Consider the following 16,914-nt stretch of genomic DNA (forward strand, 5'->3'; position numbering starts at 1 on the left):
CAGGAGACTTCTGAATGCATATTCGCGTTATCGTGCCTGTTCTCGACAGCGACGCACTCGTCGGCAAGGCCGAGAAGGAATACCGGTCGTTCGCGGGCGATGGCGTGACGATCTCGGCGGTGCCGCTCAAGCGTGGCACCAACTCGATCGAATGCGGCTACAATTCTACGCTTGCCGCGCCAGAGGTGATGCGGCTGGCGCGTGAGGCCGAAGCGGACGGCGCCGATGCCTGCACCATCGCCTGCTTCACCGATCCCGGTCTGGTGGGATCCAGGGAACTGGTCTCAATGCCCGTCGTGGGGGAAGGCGAGGCGGCGCTGCACATGGCGGCCATGCTGTCGACCCGTTTCAGCGTCGTCATCACCGAGAAGCCGTTCTTCTCCCTCATCCGCCGCACCGTTCATCACTACGGGCTCTCGAACAGCCTGGCCTCAGTCATTTCGGCCGATGCCAGCGTGCTGGACCTGAACAAGGAGCATGTGCCGCACATCATCGCGCAGTGCATCGACAGTGTCGAGCGGCATGGTTCCGAAGCCTTCGTCATGGGCTGCACCGGCACTGGCTTCGACATGGCGCTGATGATCGAGGAAGCGCTGGAGGTGTATTTCGGTGCCTATGTTCCGGTCATCGATCCCGGCAAGGTGGCGCTGCATTTCGCTCGCGCCATGGTCGCCACCGGCCTCAGCCACTCGAAGCTCGCCTATCCAAAGCCGGCGTTGCCGCGCAAAGAATATGGTTTCGCATAATGGCTGATGTCTCGCGCAGCCACCATCATGCCTCCGCAGCGGCGGAGAACAACGCCCGCCGCCGGAGGCGGCTGGCCGCTTGCGGACTTGCGCCGCTTCTTCTGTGGCAGCTTGTCTTCTTCGTTGTGCCCGTCCTGCTGCTGCTGGTCATCAGCTTCTGGCGCACGACGAACCACCGCATGGTCCCGGATTTCACCTTCGACAATTACCGCTCTGTCTTCAGTAACGGTGCGACATGGCGTGCGCTGTCGCTCTCGCTCGAAACGGCCGCCTTCGTCACCATCGCCTGCGCGCTGCTTGCCTATCCGATCGCCTATTTCATCGCGAAGAAGGCCGGCTCCATGAAGAACCTGTTGCTGGTGGCCATCATCGCGCCCTTCTGGGTCAGCATCGTCATGCGTGTCGCCGCCTGGCGGCTGCTTCTTGGCGAACATGGTGTTATCAATCAGGCGCTGCTGTCCCTTGGGATCATCGATCAGCCTCTTACCGCATTGCTTTATTCTCCGCTCGCGACCGCCATCGGTCTCGTCTATGCCTATCTGCCGCTCTACGTCCTGCCGCTCTATGCCTCGATCAGTGCCATCGAGGATAACTGGATCGCTGCCGCGAAGGATCTAAACGCCACGCCCATACGCGCCTTTTTCGAGGTCACGCTGCCGCTGTCGCTGCCGGGACTTATCGTCGGTGCCGTCTTCTGCTTTGTCTTCGGTCTTGGCGAATTCGTCACCCCGGCACTGCTCGGCGGCGGCAAGGACATGATGATGTCCCAGATCATTCAGGATCAGTTCCAGCGCCGGCTCGACTGGCCGGCCGGCGCGGCCATCGCCATTGTGCTGTTGGCGATCGTGCTTGTCCTGCTCGCAGGATCGATGAAATGGCTCCGCCAGGCCAGCGGAGAAAAGCTATGACTGCTCGCTCCTCCGCTGGAAGGCTGTTCGGTTCGCGCAACCTGCTCGGCATCTATGCCGTCGTGATCTACGCCTTCCTCTACCTGCCGATCGTCGTGACCGTGCTGTTTGCGTTCGACGCAAAGCCGATACCCGGCCTGCCGCTCGATGCGCTGACGACCGATTGGTTTTCCGCAGCTCTGAGCGACGATCGGATGGTGGGCTCGCTGCTGACGAGCATGAAGTTGGCGGCCATCTCGGCAATCCTGTCGACGCTGCTTGCCATGCCGTCGGCCATGGTACTCGCATGGATGCCGGTTCGCTTCAAATCTCTGGTCATGTGCCTGGTGCTCGGCCCCGTCGTCCTGCCCCAGTTGGTGCTCGGGCTCGGCCTCGTCATCCTGATGCGCGCCGCCCCCGATCTGATCGGTCAGCCCGCGATTGTGCTGGCACACACGACAATCACCTCGAGCTATGCGACGCTCATCCTTTATTCGCGGCTGCTGAGCTTCCGCCGCAGCTACATCGAGGCGGCGATGAACCTCGGCGCCAGTGAATGGGTTGCATTCCGCGAGGTGGTCCTGCCGCTGATGCGACCGGCGCTGATCTCGGTCATGATGCTGGCTTTCACCGATGCATTTGGCGAGTTCGTTATCGCTTGGTTCGTCGCCGGCTTCACCCAGACTTTCCCCATCACGATCTGGACATCCCTCCGCCAGGTCATCTCGCCGAAGATCTATGCACTTTCTTCGATGATCGTAGTCGCAACGCTGGTCCTGAGCGTGGTCTCCCAACTGTGGGCCATCCGACAGACCCGCCGTATAAACAAAGTTCTGCCCGCATGACAGATACATCCTTCCATGGTGTCGAGATCGACGGCATCACCAAGCTTTACGGCGACTCCGCTGCCATTCGGGATGTGTCGATGACGATTTCGGCCGGCGAGTTCGTCACCATTCTCGGCCCGAGCGGCTGCGGCAAGTCCACCCTGCTGCGGATGATTAGCGGCTTTTCCGAGCCGACCAGCGGCGATATCCGCGTTGGCGGGAAAACGGTCGTCGGCCTGCCGCCCTACAAGCGCGACACAGCCATGGTGTTTCAGGACTATGCGCTGTTTCCGCACCGAACCGTCGCCGAGAACATCGCCTTCGGCTTGCGGATGCGCAAGGTTAACAAGCCTGAGATTGCGCGCCGCGTCGACGAGATGCTGGAGCTGATCAATCTCAAGAATTTCGGCAAGCGCCGGGTCAGCGAGATTTCGGGCGGGCAGGCGCAGCGCGTCGCACTTGGGCGTGCCCTTGTGGTGCGGCCGGCCGTGCTGCTGCTCGACGAGCCGCTCGGCGCGCTGGACATGAAGCTGCGCAAGCAGATGCAGGCGGAGCTGAAGAAAATCCACCGCGAGCTTGGCCTGACCTTCATCGCCGTCACCCACGATCAGGAAGAAGCTCTGACGCTCTCCGACCGCATCGCCGTCATGAACGCCGGGCGCATCGAGCAGTTTGACGCGCCGGAGGCACTCTACCGGCGGCCTGTAACGCGCTTCGTCGCCGATTTCGTCGGCGGGGCAAATCTCATCGACGCCGATGTCGGACCTTCGGGCACCTTGGTCGTTGGCGGTAAGCCACTGGCCGAAATGCCTGCCGACATCATCGGCAACCGGCCGGTCGGCACTGCCGTGTCCATCGTCGTTCGCCCCGAAATCCTCTCGACCTCGGGTGTCGGGATCGATGGGATCGGTATCGAGGTGGTGGTGACAGAAGTGTTGTTTTCCGGCGCGGTCCAGCAGATCGTCGGCCGGCTGCCGGACGGCAAGACGCTGGTGGCGCACGAATCCGCGCTCAAGCCTTCCCTCAACCGGGGCGAGATGGTCACCTTCAGCTGGGACAAGACGCTGTCCTGGCTAGTCGATCGCTGAGCAGAAATTTCACTGGATGAAGAAAATGCGTGAACTCAAATTCGAGGAACTGGAGGCGCTTGCGATCGGAGCAGGCGTTCTCGGCACCGGCGGCGGCAACCATCCGCATCTGGAACTGATGTGCGCCGAAGAGGACTATCGCCGCGGCAAGCGGATCCGTCTCATCGATCCGCAGGAGCTTGCCGACGATGCGCGCGTCGCGGTGGTCTGCATCATGGGCGCGCCGCTCGTGACCAAGGAGCGGCTGCCCGAGCCGATCGCCATCCTGCGCGCCGTCAAGCTGATGGAAGAGCACACCGGCAAGCCCTTCGACGCCATCATGTCGATCGAGATCGGCGGCGAAAATGCCTTCTTCGCCATGCTGGTCGGCATGGAGCTGGGCCTGCCGGTGGTTGATGCCGACACGATGGGCCGCGCCTTTCCGGAAGCGCAGATGGCCAGCTTCGCGATCCGCGGACTGTCCGTCGCGCCCTTCGCCATCGCCGATATCCGGAACAACGCCGTGCTGATCCCCACTGCCGAGAACGCCGAGCGCGTCGAGCGCATCGGCCGCAAGGCTGTCGTCGAGCTGGGCTCCATCGCCGGCACCTGCGCCGCGCCGCGCACGGGACGGGAGATCAAGGACCACGCCATCCTCAATTCCGTTGGTCGCGCGCTGGCGATCGGCAATGCGGTGATCGAGGCACGCGAAAGCGGCAGCGACCCCGTCACCGCCGTTCTTGCGGTGGAAAAGGGTGCTCTGCTGTTTTCTGGCAAGATTCAGGATGTGGCCCGCCGCACCACCGATGGCTTCGTGCGTGGCCGCGCCACCGTGCTCGGCAAGGGCGTGTTCGAGGGCCGGACGGTGGAGATCGATTTCCAGAACGAATTCTCGATCGCCTGGCTGGACGGTGTGCGGGTTGCCTGCGTGCCGGACCTGATCACCGTGCTGGACGAGGAAACCGCCGAGGCGATCGGCACCGAAGTACTGCGCTACGGCCAGCGTGTTGCCGTCATCGCCCTGCCGGCCGACCCGATCATGACGAGCGCCCAGGGTCTCGCCAAGGTGGGGCCGCGCGCCTTCGGTTTTGATTTCGATTATCAGTCCTTCGCGGAGATCCCGGCATGAAACGCATCGGCATCGACGTCGGCGGCACCAACACGGATGCCGTGCTGCTCAACGGCAACGAAATCCTCCGCTCCGTCAAGACCGCCACCACGACCGATGTGACGACAGGCATCCGCAATGCCATGGCGCACATCCTCGATGGCGGCAACCCGGTCTATGCCGAAGGCATCCGGGCGATCATGATCGGCACGACGCACTTTACCAATGCGGTCGTAGAACGGCGCGGGCTTTCCAAGGTCGCCGTCATCCGCATCGGGCTTCCGGCCGCCCACAGCATTATGCCGATGCAGGCCTGGCCGGCCGATCTGCGCTCCTGCGTCGAGGGCCCCGTCTTCCTCATTGAGGGCGGCAATGAATTCGACGGTCGACCGATCGTGCCCTTCGACCGTGCCCGCATGGTGGAGATCGCCAGGGAAATTCGCGACGCCGGCGTCACCGCGGCGGCGATAACCGGCGTGTTCTCGCCGCTGACATCGGAGTGCGAGGACGAGGCGGCGGCCATCCTCGCCGAGATCGCCCCGGATCTCTCAGTAACCCTCTCCAGCCAACTCGGCCGTATCGGCCTGATTGAGCGTGAGAATGCGACCATTCTCAACAGCGCGCTGCATCATATCGCACGATATACCGTGACCGCCTTCGAGACGGCGATCGCCGAGAGTGGCGTCGATGCCCCCCTCTACTTGACGCAGAACGACGGCACCGTGATGCAGGCCGCCCACGCCGCGCAGTTTCCCGTTCTCTGCTTCGCTTCGGGACCGACCAATAGCATGCGCGGCGCCCGGATGCTTTCGGGCCTCGACGAGGCCATCGTCCTCGATGTCGGCGGCACGACGACCGATGCCGGTTGCCTCGTCGGCGGTTTCCCGCGCGAAGCCAATTCCAAGGTCGATGTCGGCGGTGTCTCGACGTTCTTCCGCATGCCCGATGTCGTTGCCATCGCGCTCGGCGGCGGGACGATCGTCGATCAGGACAAGAATGTCATAGGACCGGCGAGTGTCGGCTATCGCATCTCGCAGATGGCGAGGGTCGCCGGCGGCAACACGCTGACGCTGACCGATGTCGCCGTCCATCGCGGGCGCATGGATTTCGGCGATGCCGGTTGCGTGGCCGATCTTGCTCCCTCGCTCGCAGATCATGTCGAGGGCTGGATCGAGAAGCAGCTCGCCGATCTCGTCGACAGGATGAAGACCAGCGCTGCCGACATGCCTGTGGTGGCCGTCGGCGGAGGGGCCGCCCTTGTGCCCGATCACTTGCCGGGGGTCTCCCGCGTCGTCAAGGTTGAGAACGCCGGTGTCGCCAATGCTATCGGCGCCGCCATGGCGCAGGTGAGCGGCGAGATCGACCGGGTGTTCCACGACGTCGACCGCGCGGAGGCCATCCGCAGCGCCACCGAACTCGCGCGCCAGCGCGCCATCAACGCCGGCGCCGACGAGGCGTCGCTGGAGACCCTCGATGCGGAGGATACGCCACTCTCCTATGTTCCAGGCAATCCGCTTCGGGTTCGGGTACGGATGATCGGAAATCTGACGATTTAAGCTGCGCGAGAAAAGGTGCCTGCATGGCATCCGTAGCAGAGCTTCGGCTAAGCTTGGCTCAAAATGGCTGTCTTCTGGCTCACACCACGGTCGGTGGTTCGATACGGTTCAAGGCGACAAACCAACCCCTTATCGAATCTGATTGCGCCGGTAGAAAGCGCTCGGCGCAAGAAGTGCTCTTAATGCATATTTTGCGCCATCGCATATACTTTTCCCTTTGCAATTGCCCATCAGCGGGCTGCCAGGAGCCTCCGCGTATACTCATGCTGCGGGTTGTCAAATACCGCATCCCTCTTTCCGCTTTCGACAATTTTCCCGGCGCGCATCACAACAACGCGGTCAGCGACCGCTTCGACAACATCGAGATCGTGGCTGATGAAGAGGCATGAGAATCGATGTTGCTGCTGAAGCCGGTTGAACAAATCGAGCACCTGCGCACGGACAGTCACGTCGAGCGCAGAGACTGGCTCGTCGGCGACGACGAACTTCGGATTGCCGATCAACGCCCTTGCGATCGCAACGCGCTGCCGCTGGCCACCGGAGAGCTGGTGGGGAAAACGCTCGGAAAATTCGGGCGCCAAACCAACCTCGCCCAGCATCGCCAGCACACGTTTCCGCTTGTCTTCGGAACTCAAAATCCCTGCCATTCGTAGCGGCTCAGCGACGATCGAAGCGATCGTCATTCGCGGATCGAGCGAAGAATAGGGATCCTGAAACACCATCTGGCAGTTGCGGCGATAGGTGCTGTAATTCTTGCTGTCGCGCCTGATGGGCTCGCCCTCGAACAACAGGCTTCCGGCCGACGGTTGGAGAAGGCCTACGGCCGTCCTGCCGACCGTCGTCTTTCCCGAACCCGACTCTCCGACGATCGCAACCACCTCTCCGGGATAAACGCTGATCTCGATGCTCTCAACCGCTCGCTTGGAAGCCGGCTTCCACGAGAACCTACCGGAGCCGCGGTAATCGACTGCCAGGTCTCGGATCTCCATCACCGGTACCTGACCGTCGATGCGCCGCACAGGGCCTCGACCTGGAACTGGCGCCAGCAACTTGCGCGTATAAGAATGGGTCGGACGCGCCATCACATCGGCCGTCGGTCCAGCTTCGACGATCTCGCCCTGTGCCATGACGACCGTGCGCTCGGCATAACGCGAGATCATCGTAAGGTCGTGGCTGACCAGCAGGATCGCCGTATTCTTCTCGCGGGCGAGCCCGATCATCAGTTCGAGGACATCCTTCTGGATCAGCGCATCCAGAGCCGTTGTCGGCTCGTCGGCAATCAAAAGCGCTGGCTCCAGCAGCATTACCGAGGCAATCATTATCCTTTGGCGCATGCCGCCGGAGAACTGGTGCGGGTGGCGATCGAGCGCCGTCTCGGGCTCGCTTATGCCGACCCTCTTTAGCATATTGATGATACTCGCTCGCCGCTCGGCGCGCGAATACCGGCGGTGCAGGCGCAATCCCTCATCTAACTGGCGCCCGATCGTCATCGATGGATTTAGCGACGTCATAGGCTCCTGGAAGATCATGCCGACCGTAGCGCCCCGCACCGACCGAAGTTCCCGTGGCGACAGGCGCGCCATATCCTTGCCGTCCAGGGTGACATTGCCGGCGGTCTGTACCACACCAGGCGGCAGGAGGCCGAGGATCGATTTTGCAATCATCGTCTTGCCCGATCCGGACTCGCCGACGATGCCGACGACTTCACCATGGTTGATCGAAAGAGTGCAGGACTTCACAAGAACGGCAGTGGAGTCTCGTGTCGCGATCGTCAAGCCGTCGATCTCCAGGAGAGTAGCCATCAAATTCCTCTCATACGGGGATCGAGAATATCGCGCAGGCCATCACCCAATAGATTCATGGCAAGCAGGGTGAGCGAGATCGCTAGCCCCGGAAAAATTCCAAGCCATGGCGCTTGCGACAGAAACGCCCGGCTGGCGGAAAGCATATTGCCCCATGTCGGCGCAGGCGGCGCCAGACCGAGCCCCAGAAAGCTCAACGCGCTTTCGGCGAGCAACGCCCAGCCCAACATGGATGTCGTCAGAACGATAAGCGGAGCGAGGCAATTTGGAAGGATGTGCCGCGCCAAGGTATACATTTCCGAATTTCCCATGATGCGTGAGGCGTCGACGAATTCCTTCTCGCGAACCGAGATGACCGTTCCCCGCACAATGCGGGTGACGGCAGGCGTGAAGGCCATGCCGAGAGCAAGCACGATGCCCCGAACATTGGCGCCTAAAATGGCAAGAAGGCCGAGCGCCAGCAGAATGCCGGGAAAGGCCATGAGTGCATCGTTGAGCATCATCAGCAACCGGTCAGGCCACCCTTTCCAGTAGCCGCTCACGACGCCGAGCGTCGTGCCGATCACCAGTGCGGTCAACACTGCCAGCAGGCTGATGCCGAGGGAGGGGCCGGCCCCCGCCATCAGTCGGCTCAAGAGATCGCGGCCGAACTCGTCCGTTCCGAGCAGAAAATCGCCTCCCGGCTCCTTCAGCCGTGTCGCAAATCCGAGAGCGAGCGGGTCATGCGGCGTCCAGACGAGCGCGGTTAATGCCGCAACCGCCACGATGAGCATCACAGAGCCGCCGGCCAACAGATTGAAACGTAGCTTCATGATACCGCCACCCTTGGATCGAAAAGAGGATAGACGAAGTCGATCAGAAGATTGACGGCGACGTAGAACAGGGAAATGCACAACAGGCAGCCTTGGATGACGGGATAGTCCCGTGCGAAGATCGCATCGACCAGCAAGCGGCCGAGGCCTGGGATCGTGAAGATCGTCTCGACGATGGCGATGCCGCCGAGCAGGTTGCCGAGGATCAGCCCGAGCAAGGTCCAGACCGGACCGAAGGCGTTGCGGAAGACATGGTGCAAAAGAACCTGTGCTTCTGATAGGCCTTTGGCCCGTGCGTGTGTGACATAATCGAGGCGCAGGATCTCGAGCGTCGAAGCCCGCGCCATACGGACGATGCCGCCGATTTCGTGGATGACCAGCGTTGAGATCGGCATCACCAGATAGACCAGCCCGGCAATCCAGTTATCGGAGATGGAGACATAGCCGACGACTGGAAACCATCCGAGCCGCATGCCGAACAGGAGCAGAAGAAGTAGACCCATCCAGAATGTCGGAATTGACAATAGTAGGGTTGCGCCCGCGACAGTAACGATATCGATGACGCTGTTCTGCCGCCAAGCAGCTATCGTGCCGAGCGGCACTGCCACCAGCCCAGCAAGCGCAACCGCTGGCAGGATGATCTCGAAGCTGATCAGAAAACGACCGACGATCAACGGTAGGACGGCGTCGCCGGTCAGGATCGAATGGCCGAGGTCACCCTGCAAGGCATTCTTCAGCCAGAAGCCAAACTGAATCGGCAGGCTCTGATCGAGGCCAAGCTGTTCTCGCAAGGCACCCAGCGTCGCCGGCGTCGCGCGGTCGCCAAGGATAAGAAGGGCGGGGTCGCCTGGGATCAGACGGATCAGCGCAAAGACACTGACCGCGACCAGCAGCACCGTCGGCACCGACCACAGGAGCCGCTTCAGGAAATAGCGAAACATGACTTCTCCGGCTACCCGACCGATCTCACTGTGTGACCGTCATGCCCCAGAGCCGCGGCTTGCCTTCCCATGGCTTGAAGTTCTGCACGCGATCACGATGCGCCCATGCCGTCAGACCGTTGTAGAGGATAATCAAGGGGGCGTCCGCAAGCATCATCTCGTGAAGCTGGTCGAAGATCTGCTTGCGTTCGGCTGGATCAGTGACGGTCTTCGCCTTGTCGATCAAGGCGAGCGCTGCCGGATTGTCCCAGACCTTACGGGGTTGCTTCGTCTTGTCGCCTGCGAACTGGTCGAAGCTCAGCGCGGGATCGAGGCGGGACGAGTAGGAGAAGGACATCATCTGATAGTCGCCGGAATTGTACTTCTCGAGCTGGGTCGCCCATTCGAGGATTTCGATATCAACCTTGATACCGATCGCCTGGAGCATGGATTGGGCAACCAGCGCCACCTGCGAGCTTGGCATCGGCGCGCGCTTGTTGGCGATCAGCTTGATCGTCTGACCCTTGTAGCTGCTCTGCGCCAGCAATTCCTTCGCCTTTTGGGGATCGTACTGAAACGTCTTCTTCTGTATGTCGTCATTGTAGGGTGACGCGCCGAAGACCGCAGAGTTGCTCGGTTCTGAAAGTCCATCCGAAGCAAAGCCAACCAACTGTTTGAGATCTAGAGCGGCGGCAATCGCCTGCCGGAATTTGACGTCCTTGAAGAGAGGGTCATTGGTCTGGAAAAGAATTGCATGCTTCGATGCATCGCTCGGGGTCAGCACGGCGATGCCTTTTGCGGCCTTCAGCTCCGCGACATCGGATGTCAAGGCCTGGGCGACATCGACGTCACCTGACAGCAGGGCGGCCTTCACCGTCGAGGCATCCGGCACCACGACAAAGGTCACGTCGTCGACGTGCGCTGTCTTGTCGCCGACATAGCCGTCGAAGCCGGTCCCATCCGGCGACTTATAGCCGTCGAATTTTTTGAGACTGACGGATTGCCCTTTTTTCCAATCCACCAGCTCATAAGGTCCCGTTCCAATCGGCTTGTTCCAGCTCCCATCCGCATTCAGCGAGGCGCTGCTCAGAATGCCGGTTCCGCCACAATCCGTACGTGCCAAGGTGTCGAGGAACAGGGCGTTCGGTTTGTCGATATGCATAACGACAGTTTGCGCGTCCGGTGCTTCGACGGAAGTGACCTTAAGGCCGTTGGTGCCGTCGACATCGGGAAGGCAGCGCCACTTCGTCGCCGGATCCGTGTACCGTTTCCAATTCCACAGAACATCCGCGGAAGAGAAGGAATTGCCATTCTGAAAAGTCACACCCTCCCTTAGCTTGAACGTATAGTCCAATCCATCTTCCGAGATATCGATCGACTTCGCCAGCAGCGGCTTGACCGTGCCGCCCTCGCCATAGCCAACCAACCCTTCGACGATATTCAGCATCACGCCATCCGTGTTGTCGTCGCGATTGACGCCGGGATTCGTGCTCAGGATGTCGGCTGTCAGAGCGACTTTCGCTTCCGTGGCTAGAGCAGAACCCGCGGCAAGCAGGGCCGGCAGGAGGATGAGGAGAGGGCCGAATTCTCGTGTTCTCAAAAGCATGTCAGAAGTTCCCCTTTTTGAGTGTCATGAACCGCTGTTGGACGCCTTGCGGTTACGGTGATTGGCAAGGCCGTTCGCCAGGAACGGCTGCGCGGCCGCGAAAACCGGTTCCGCTTCATGCCCCACGCCTGGCAGCAAACTGAATGTCACGGATACGCCGGCATCGAGAAGAGATCGCTCCAAGGTGCGCAGGCGCTCCGGCCGTGTCGTTCCGGCGTCGTTGGCTCCCTCGGCCCAGTAGCGACCGCCTGGGTGGTGGACGATCTCATCCGTATCGAGATCGGCATCGCCGACGATAAGCTGAACCGGCACTTCCATGAGGCGCGGCGAGTCCATGGTGACACCGAACTTCTGCTCGATATCCCGGATGCCCGGCCACCAGTCACGTTGACGGTCGAGAAGGGTAACTGAACCGGGCGCTCCAACCGATACGCCCCACAGCCGTTCGGGACGCAGCAATAGGAAGCGGTGCGCGAAGTGCGCTCCGCCGGAAAAGCCGACCAACCCAAAACGGGTGCCGTCGATGCCGTATCGATCGGACACCTGGGCGACCATATCCTCGAGGATGCGATCATAGCGAATGTCGCCCTCGGTCATGTATTTGAAGCCGTCGAGGTTGCCATCGCCCAGCACATTGCCGGGGAATAAAGGTGCGAGGATCAGGCAGTGGTGGGCTTCGGCGAAGTCCCTGAACTGGTCGCGATGGAGGGTGAAATCCCGATAGCTGCCATGGACGACGCAGAGCAACGAGCGCTCGCCGACATCACCGCACTCAGGAACATACAGACAGTAGCTGAAACGTGGGTCGCTCGACAAGGCGAGGACGGTGGTCGCCCCGCGCTCATAGACTGATAGATCAGAAGTCTGACGCATGGAGGGAGCCAGCGGGGCGTTTGATATTGGCTGCATGTCGTCCCAGTTTTTCTTTAAGCCGAATTTTAGATCCAAAATTGCATCCAAAAGTAAAATCTGGCAAGATGGAATCTTCATCGCCCGTCGTTTAGTTGGTAAGAACCGAACCGTTCGCAGCAAATTGGGAGCTGACAAGAGTGGAGATTACCAAGGTGCGCCGCTCCGACGAGGTGGCGGAGATCATCGCGAGGGATATCCGTTCCGGCGCCTTGAATGCCGGCACCTGGTTGAAACAGGTTGATGTCGAAAGACGCTATCAGGCGTCTCGCGCCGATGTGCGCCGCGCGCTGGAGATCCTGCTACAGCGCCGTCTTGTCGAGCAGATCCCGGAGCGGGGTTTTTATGTTCCGGCGCCCGACGAACGGCGCCAGCAGGAACTTAGGGAGATCCGAGTAACCCTTGAAACCTCGATGGCCGATAGCATCGTGGCGAATGCCAGTGACGAGAGACTCGCTGAGCTAAACGAGCTTGCCGAACGATTCGATTATGCCGTCGAAAACGGTAGCGTTCCGGACCGGTATAAAACGAACCAAGAGTTCCACGTAGCTCTCGCGAATCTCTGTGCAAATCGCGAATTGATCAAGCTCGTCGTCGACCTGCGCGGTTACGTTCCCGCCTCTCCCATGTCGCAATGGCCGGATATGGCGCGCGCGCGCCTTTCGTCGCGTGAGCATTATGAAATGATCGAGTCGATTCGTAGGCGAGAAAGCGATGAATTGAAGCGACTGTTCCGGGCGCACATCTTGCAGCCCGCTACCGATTCTTGAGATCGTACGAAAAGACTGCGTTGCGGAGAACCATCTTGATCAATACCGCGTCGGATCTGGGTGGTAGTATCGTCTCAATTATTCGGGCTACGGGGAGATAGGCGCCATGCCTTTCTAGCTCTTACGTGCGGCGTTTCTCAGATATCGCGCAACCAACTCCGCGTTTGACAGCGGCGCCCACAATGCCGGCAGCCCCCGTTGCCGGGTGCGCGCCCAAGGAGACGCTGATCAGTATGGCGACAAAAGCTGTGGGAACAACTACGATCCCGACAGAAATTATCCGGTGAACCGTCGCGTGAATATCCCGGCGCATTTTTCGCAAGTCAGAGTCGGATCAGGAAAGTCACTTGCCGAGCCACGGTCATGTCGATCAAATCTACGGTGCCGCTCGAGTGCTCGCTCCGAAACTAGCGTTATTCTGCAGCGGCGTCTCCCGCCGAATTTTCACTGAATGTCGAATATGCTCAGAAGACAGTTTGGCAGGGCTTTGCATTCCGACTTGCCTCACACAAACCGCTGCGTGCGCAGCCAGGCTTCGTACCATTCCGGCCAGGAAATCGTCGGGGTGCCCGGTCGGCCCATTCCAAATCCATGGCCACCGCTCGACAGCCTATGTAATTCGACAGGCACGCCTGCGCTTCTGCAAGCTGCTTCCATTAAAAGCGTGTTGTGGGGGTCAGAGATGGGGTCATCCTCTGCTTGTACGAGGAAAACGGGAGGGCACTTACCCCGAACATGGGTTTCAACGGACCACTCCGCAGCTTCGGCCGATGATGCATGGTGCCCGACAAGCTCGTGTGCAGTGGATGTTGTATCATAAGGCTTCTGGACGGTAATCACCGGATAGATCAGCGCTGCGATGTTCGGCCTCGCGCTGTGGTCATCAGCGGTATCTACTGGCCGATACGAGGCAAATGCAGAGCGGGTTGCGGCTAATCCTAAGAGGTGGCCGCCGGCGGAGAACCCCAAGACGCCAACGCGATCTTGTTTGATTTCGAAACGATCTGCGCCAGCGCGGATCATACGCAAGGCCCTTTGCGCATCCTGTAATGGTGCCATAGCACCGTCGTTCCATCCCTCGCCAGGTAAGCGGTAAGAGAGTACGAACGCCGTTATACCGCGACTGTTCAGCCACTCCGCCGCCGGATAGGCTTCGGACTTCATTTCGATGCGTTTGTATCCGCCCCCGCCCGCGACGAGCATGGCCGATCCGTTCGGGCGAGCTGCACGAAAAACCTGCATACTGGGCTCAGCGATGTTGGCCACTGCGCCTTTTTCGTTCGTCCGGACAGGTCCGCTGGGGCCACTTCCATCCAGCGTGCCTTTCGGCCAGACAGGTATGGTATCATCTGCAGCCGACAGCGCCGAAAACGGCAACGCAACTACCGATCCTGAAGCAATCAAAAAAGCCCTGCGATTTAGCAATGTTGTCTCCAAGTTCACCGCTCTGAAATTCGCGGCAATCGAGGCTAGACCGTGGCGTTGTATGTTAAAGGCGTAAATTGAACGGACAACAATTCGTTACTCAGGCCCTGTGGACAAAGAGTATTCCCAAATTGGGAACCGTGATCCAGACTGCGTTTTATATCCAGCTAGTCGCCATCGTTGAGGCAATCAGTCGACCGCACACGAGCACCACTCCGTCCATGGGACGTAAACTCGACTATCGCCGCTCAGGATTTGCATGCTCGTCTGGGCTGGACTTCGTTTGGTCGTGCCAGCGCCTTTCACTTTCGCTAGATCGATCAGCATAAGCCGGTCATGCGCTCTGCGCATGTCCTCGACACTTCCTCCTCCGGAAGGCCTCACCAGTGCGTCGATGCTGCGGGACTTTCGTGGCCGTTAGATGATGACGTGAGCGATGCCGACCTGGAAGCGTCGCTCAAACGGGGAGGCTGGGACAAAGAAGGGTCATCGTCGCGCACCGGAGCCTGACTGGTCGCAGGTCCACCGTGAGCTCAAACGCAAGCACGTGACGCTGCAAGGTCTCTGGGACGAGTACAGAAGCCGCTATCCCGACGGCTACCGCTACAGCCGGTATTGTGACGGAGCGGAAGCCGACCCTTTCCGCACCATAGTGAAGTGAGAACTGCACCGCGACAGCATCACACGGCGGGTCCGGGATCGAATCGGCCGCCAGCTACAAGCTTAACGCCTTCAGGTGGCCACTGAATGCAGCGGTCGATAGCCATGGCAGGGTAGTCAAGTTACCCGTTTCTGGTTCCCGCTGAACATAACGCCACGAAATTTGGAAGCCTTGAATGTCACTCGATGCCGACGAGAAGCCCCTTTCCTTCCGCTGCCAGACTCGCTGGTATCGAGAACTCGAGCGCCTTTTCCAAGGCAAGTCCCACGCTGAAAAGACCCGCCTCGTCGAACGGCTTGCCGACGAGTTGAACTCCAAGGGGAAGTCCGTCCGCGTCGAGCCCACTGGGAAGCGACAGAGTTGGATGGCCCGAAAAGTTGAAAGGTGTCGTGAAAGCGACCGTTGCCGTGAGGGCCTCTTCAGGAAAATCCGGTTCGGACGTTACGTCTTCGATCGATGGCGCGGCCGATCCGACGCCAGGGAGAAGGAGGTAATCCACCTGCGCGAAGATGCTATCGAGCGCCGACGTTACCCGCCTGCGCGCAGCACCGATTTTGACAAGGAGCTCTGGAGTAGCTGCAGCGCCAAGCTCAAGGATTTCGCGGTAGTTCTTTCCGAACATCTGGGATCGTGCAGGATACCGGTCCTTCTGATGCTCCAGTGCTTCTAATCCTGCCAAGGTTGGGAAATACTGACAGACCTCGAGAATGGCTTGAAGATCGACCGGGATGACGTGAGCGCCAGCAGCCACAAGCTTTGCGGCGGCTCGTCGTGTCGCCCTAGCTACATCGGGCGAGGCATAGGCATCGATATAGTCTCCGCCAAGGCCAATGCGCAGACCATTCAACGGCCGTTCGATATCTCCCAATATCTCTCCCACGGGCGCAGCAACGCTGAATGGGTCGGCGGCGTCATGGCCTGCGATGGCCTCGTAGATGTGCGCCACATCCCTCACGGTCCGAGCGATCGGCCCTGGATGGTCGAGACTATCGCTCAAGGGATGAATGCCGAAGCTGCTGAGCCGACCAAATGTCGGCTTCAGGCCTACAACACCGTTGAGCGCGCAGGGAAAACGGATCGAGCCCCCCGTGTCCGTGCCAATCGAGCCGAAACTTAACGAGGACGCGACCGCGACCGCCGAACCACTGGATGATGCCCCTGCCCACCGACCGGCGTTCCAAGGATTGCGCGGCGGAACGTTGGGAGGATTGTAGCCGATCCAGGCGAATTCCGTTGTAACGTGTTTACCGAGAAAGACCGCGCCCCCTCTCTCAGCCGCGAAACAATTGTGGCGTCCCTCGCTGGCTGTCGGTCCACCCAAGCTGGAAACCCACATGCCGTAGGCATATCGGCTGTGTCGAGGATGTCTTTAACGCCTAGTGGCATGCCATGGAGCGGTCCCCGGTAGGTTCCGGCCATGATCTGGGCCTCCGCCTCGCCGGCCGCGTCCAGCGCTTGGTCGAGCGCAAGATGCGCGAAAGCGCCGACATGCGGCTCGACGACCTCGATCCGGGCGATCATCGCTTCGGTCAGTTCGACGGGAGATATATCTCGATTTTTGATAAGCGCAGCCGCCTCCGAAAGTGGCCCCCGGCAAATGTCGTCCATGTTCATGTTGGTTCCTCATGAGGTTGATCGATCGCGGGCACGGACCTGACGATATTGGAGAGCATAAGCTTTTGTGGGGCGCCTATGTTGTCATCCTACAAGTTGATCTTTTTCGCATTTCAAATTGGACCGGTTGCAAGAGCAAAAACCGCACTGCCCCACAAAAGCTTATGCTCCCCGACTTCACTGGCGGAGCATCAGGGCACCATA

Annotated in this window: 13 protein-coding genes and 2 pseudogenes; 8 read left to right on the plus strand and 7 right to left on the minus strand. The window is 60.2% G+C overall.

The window, feature by feature from the left end; translation table 11 throughout:
- Positions 1 to 14 precede the first annotated feature (14 nt).
- Genes ACR9ZQ_RS05555 through ACR9ZQ_RS05580 form a run of 6 tightly spaced genes read left to right on the plus strand, consistent with a single transcriptional unit; the run spans position 15 to position 6,191 of the window.
- Positions 15 to 746 (plus strand): aspartate/glutamate racemase family protein, encoded by a 732-nt coding sequence (locus tag ACR9ZQ_RS05555; protein ID WP_481427161.1) that lies wholly within the window; start codon positions 15 to 17, stop codon positions 744 to 746.
- Complete coding sequence (locus ACR9ZQ_RS05560) at positions 746 to 1,654, plus strand: ABC transporter permease (RefSeq protein ID WP_481427162.1); 909 nt, start codon at positions 746 to 748, stop codon at positions 1,652 to 1,654. Before ACR9ZQ_RS05555 ends, ACR9ZQ_RS05560 begins: the two co-directional genes overlap by 1 nt.
- On the plus strand, positions 1,651 to 2,478 hold the full coding sequence (locus ACR9ZQ_RS05565; RefSeq protein ID WP_481427163.1) for an ABC transporter permease: 828 nt from the start codon (positions 1,651 to 1,653) through the stop codon (positions 2,476 to 2,478). The genes ACR9ZQ_RS05560 and ACR9ZQ_RS05565 overlap by 4 nt, the downstream gene beginning before the upstream one ends.
- Complete coding sequence (locus ACR9ZQ_RS05570) at positions 2,475 to 3,548, plus strand: ABC transporter ATP-binding protein (protein WP_481427164.1); 1,074 nt, start codon at positions 2,475 to 2,477, stop codon at positions 3,546 to 3,548. Before ACR9ZQ_RS05565 ends, ACR9ZQ_RS05570 begins: the two co-directional genes overlap by 4 nt.
- A gap of 25 nt (positions 3,549 to 3,573) precedes the next feature.
- Positions 3,574 to 4,656, plus strand: coding sequence for a DUF917 domain-containing protein (locus ACR9ZQ_RS05575; protein ID WP_481427165.1), 1,083 nt, complete (start codon positions 3,574 to 3,576; stop codon positions 4,654 to 4,656).
- Complete coding sequence (locus ACR9ZQ_RS05580; protein WP_481427166.1) at positions 4,653 to 6,191, plus strand: hydantoinase/oxoprolinase N-terminal domain-containing protein; 1,539 nt, start codon at positions 4,653 to 4,655, stop codon at positions 6,189 to 6,191. Before ACR9ZQ_RS05575 ends, ACR9ZQ_RS05580 begins: the two co-directional genes overlap by 4 nt.
- Before the next feature lie 230 nt (positions 6,192 to 6,421).
- On the opposite strand, the gene ACR9ZQ_RS05585 is transcribed toward ACR9ZQ_RS05580, so the two are convergent.
- The 5 genes from ACR9ZQ_RS05585 to ACR9ZQ_RS05605 are packed head-to-tail and all read right to left on the minus strand — an operon-like array spanning position 6,422 to position 12,321.
- On the minus strand, positions 6,422 to 7,993 hold the full coding sequence (locus ACR9ZQ_RS05585) for a dipeptide ABC transporter ATP-binding protein (RefSeq protein ID WP_481427167.1): 1,572 nt from the start codon (positions 7,991 to 7,993) through the stop codon (positions 6,422 to 6,424).
- Entirely contained in the window at positions 7,993 to 8,808 is an 816-nt protein-coding gene (locus ACR9ZQ_RS05590) for an ABC transporter permease (protein ID WP_481427288.1), read from the minus strand. The genes ACR9ZQ_RS05585 and ACR9ZQ_RS05590 overlap by 1 nt, the downstream gene beginning before the upstream one ends.
- A complete protein-coding gene (locus ACR9ZQ_RS05595; RefSeq protein WP_481427168.1) occupies positions 8,802 to 9,746 on the minus strand; it encodes an ABC transporter permease in 945 nt (314 codons plus the stop codon). The genes ACR9ZQ_RS05590 and ACR9ZQ_RS05595 overlap by 7 nt, the downstream gene beginning before the upstream one ends.
- Positions 9,747 to 9,771: 25 nt before the next feature.
- Positions 9,772 to 11,331: an ABC transporter substrate-binding protein gene (locus ACR9ZQ_RS05600; RefSeq protein ID WP_481427169.1), complete on the minus strand. Its 1,560-nt coding sequence runs from the start codon at positions 11,329 to 11,331 to the stop codon at positions 9,772 to 9,774.
- A 24-nt stretch (positions 11,332 to 11,355) separates the two neighbouring features.
- On the minus strand, positions 11,356 to 12,321 hold the full coding sequence (locus ACR9ZQ_RS05605) for an alpha/beta hydrolase family protein (RefSeq protein ID WP_481427170.1): 966 nt from the start codon (positions 12,319 to 12,321) through the stop codon (positions 11,356 to 11,358).
- 59 nt (positions 12,322 to 12,380) lie between these two features.
- Between ACR9ZQ_RS05605 and ACR9ZQ_RS05610 the strand changes: the two genes are divergently transcribed.
- A complete protein-coding gene (locus ACR9ZQ_RS05610; protein ID WP_481427171.1) occupies positions 12,381 to 13,010 on the plus strand; it encodes a GntR family transcriptional regulator in 630 nt (209 codons plus the stop codon).
- 504 nt (positions 13,011 to 13,514) lie between these two features.
- Here the strand turns inward: ACR9ZQ_RS05610 and ACR9ZQ_RS05615 are convergent.
- A complete protein-coding gene (locus ACR9ZQ_RS05615) occupies positions 13,515 to 14,435 on the minus strand; it encodes an alpha/beta hydrolase (RefSeq protein WP_481427289.1) in 921 nt (306 codons plus the stop codon).
- Positions 14,436 to 14,825: 390 nt separating this feature from the next.
- Between ACR9ZQ_RS05615 and ACR9ZQ_RS05620 the strand changes: the two are divergent.
- Positions 14,826 to 15,057: pseudogene (locus ACR9ZQ_RS05620) on the plus strand (IS21 family transposase); the annotation flags it as partial.
- Positions 15,058 to 15,274: 217 nt separating this feature from the next.
- Here the strand turns inward: ACR9ZQ_RS05620 and ACR9ZQ_RS05625 are convergent.
- Positions 15,275 to 16,710 (minus strand): annotated as a pseudogene (locus ACR9ZQ_RS05625) (amidase).
- Positions 16,711 to 16,914 lie beyond the last annotated feature (204 nt).

The organism is Rhizobium sp. KNZ14-9A, assembly GCF_056755015.1.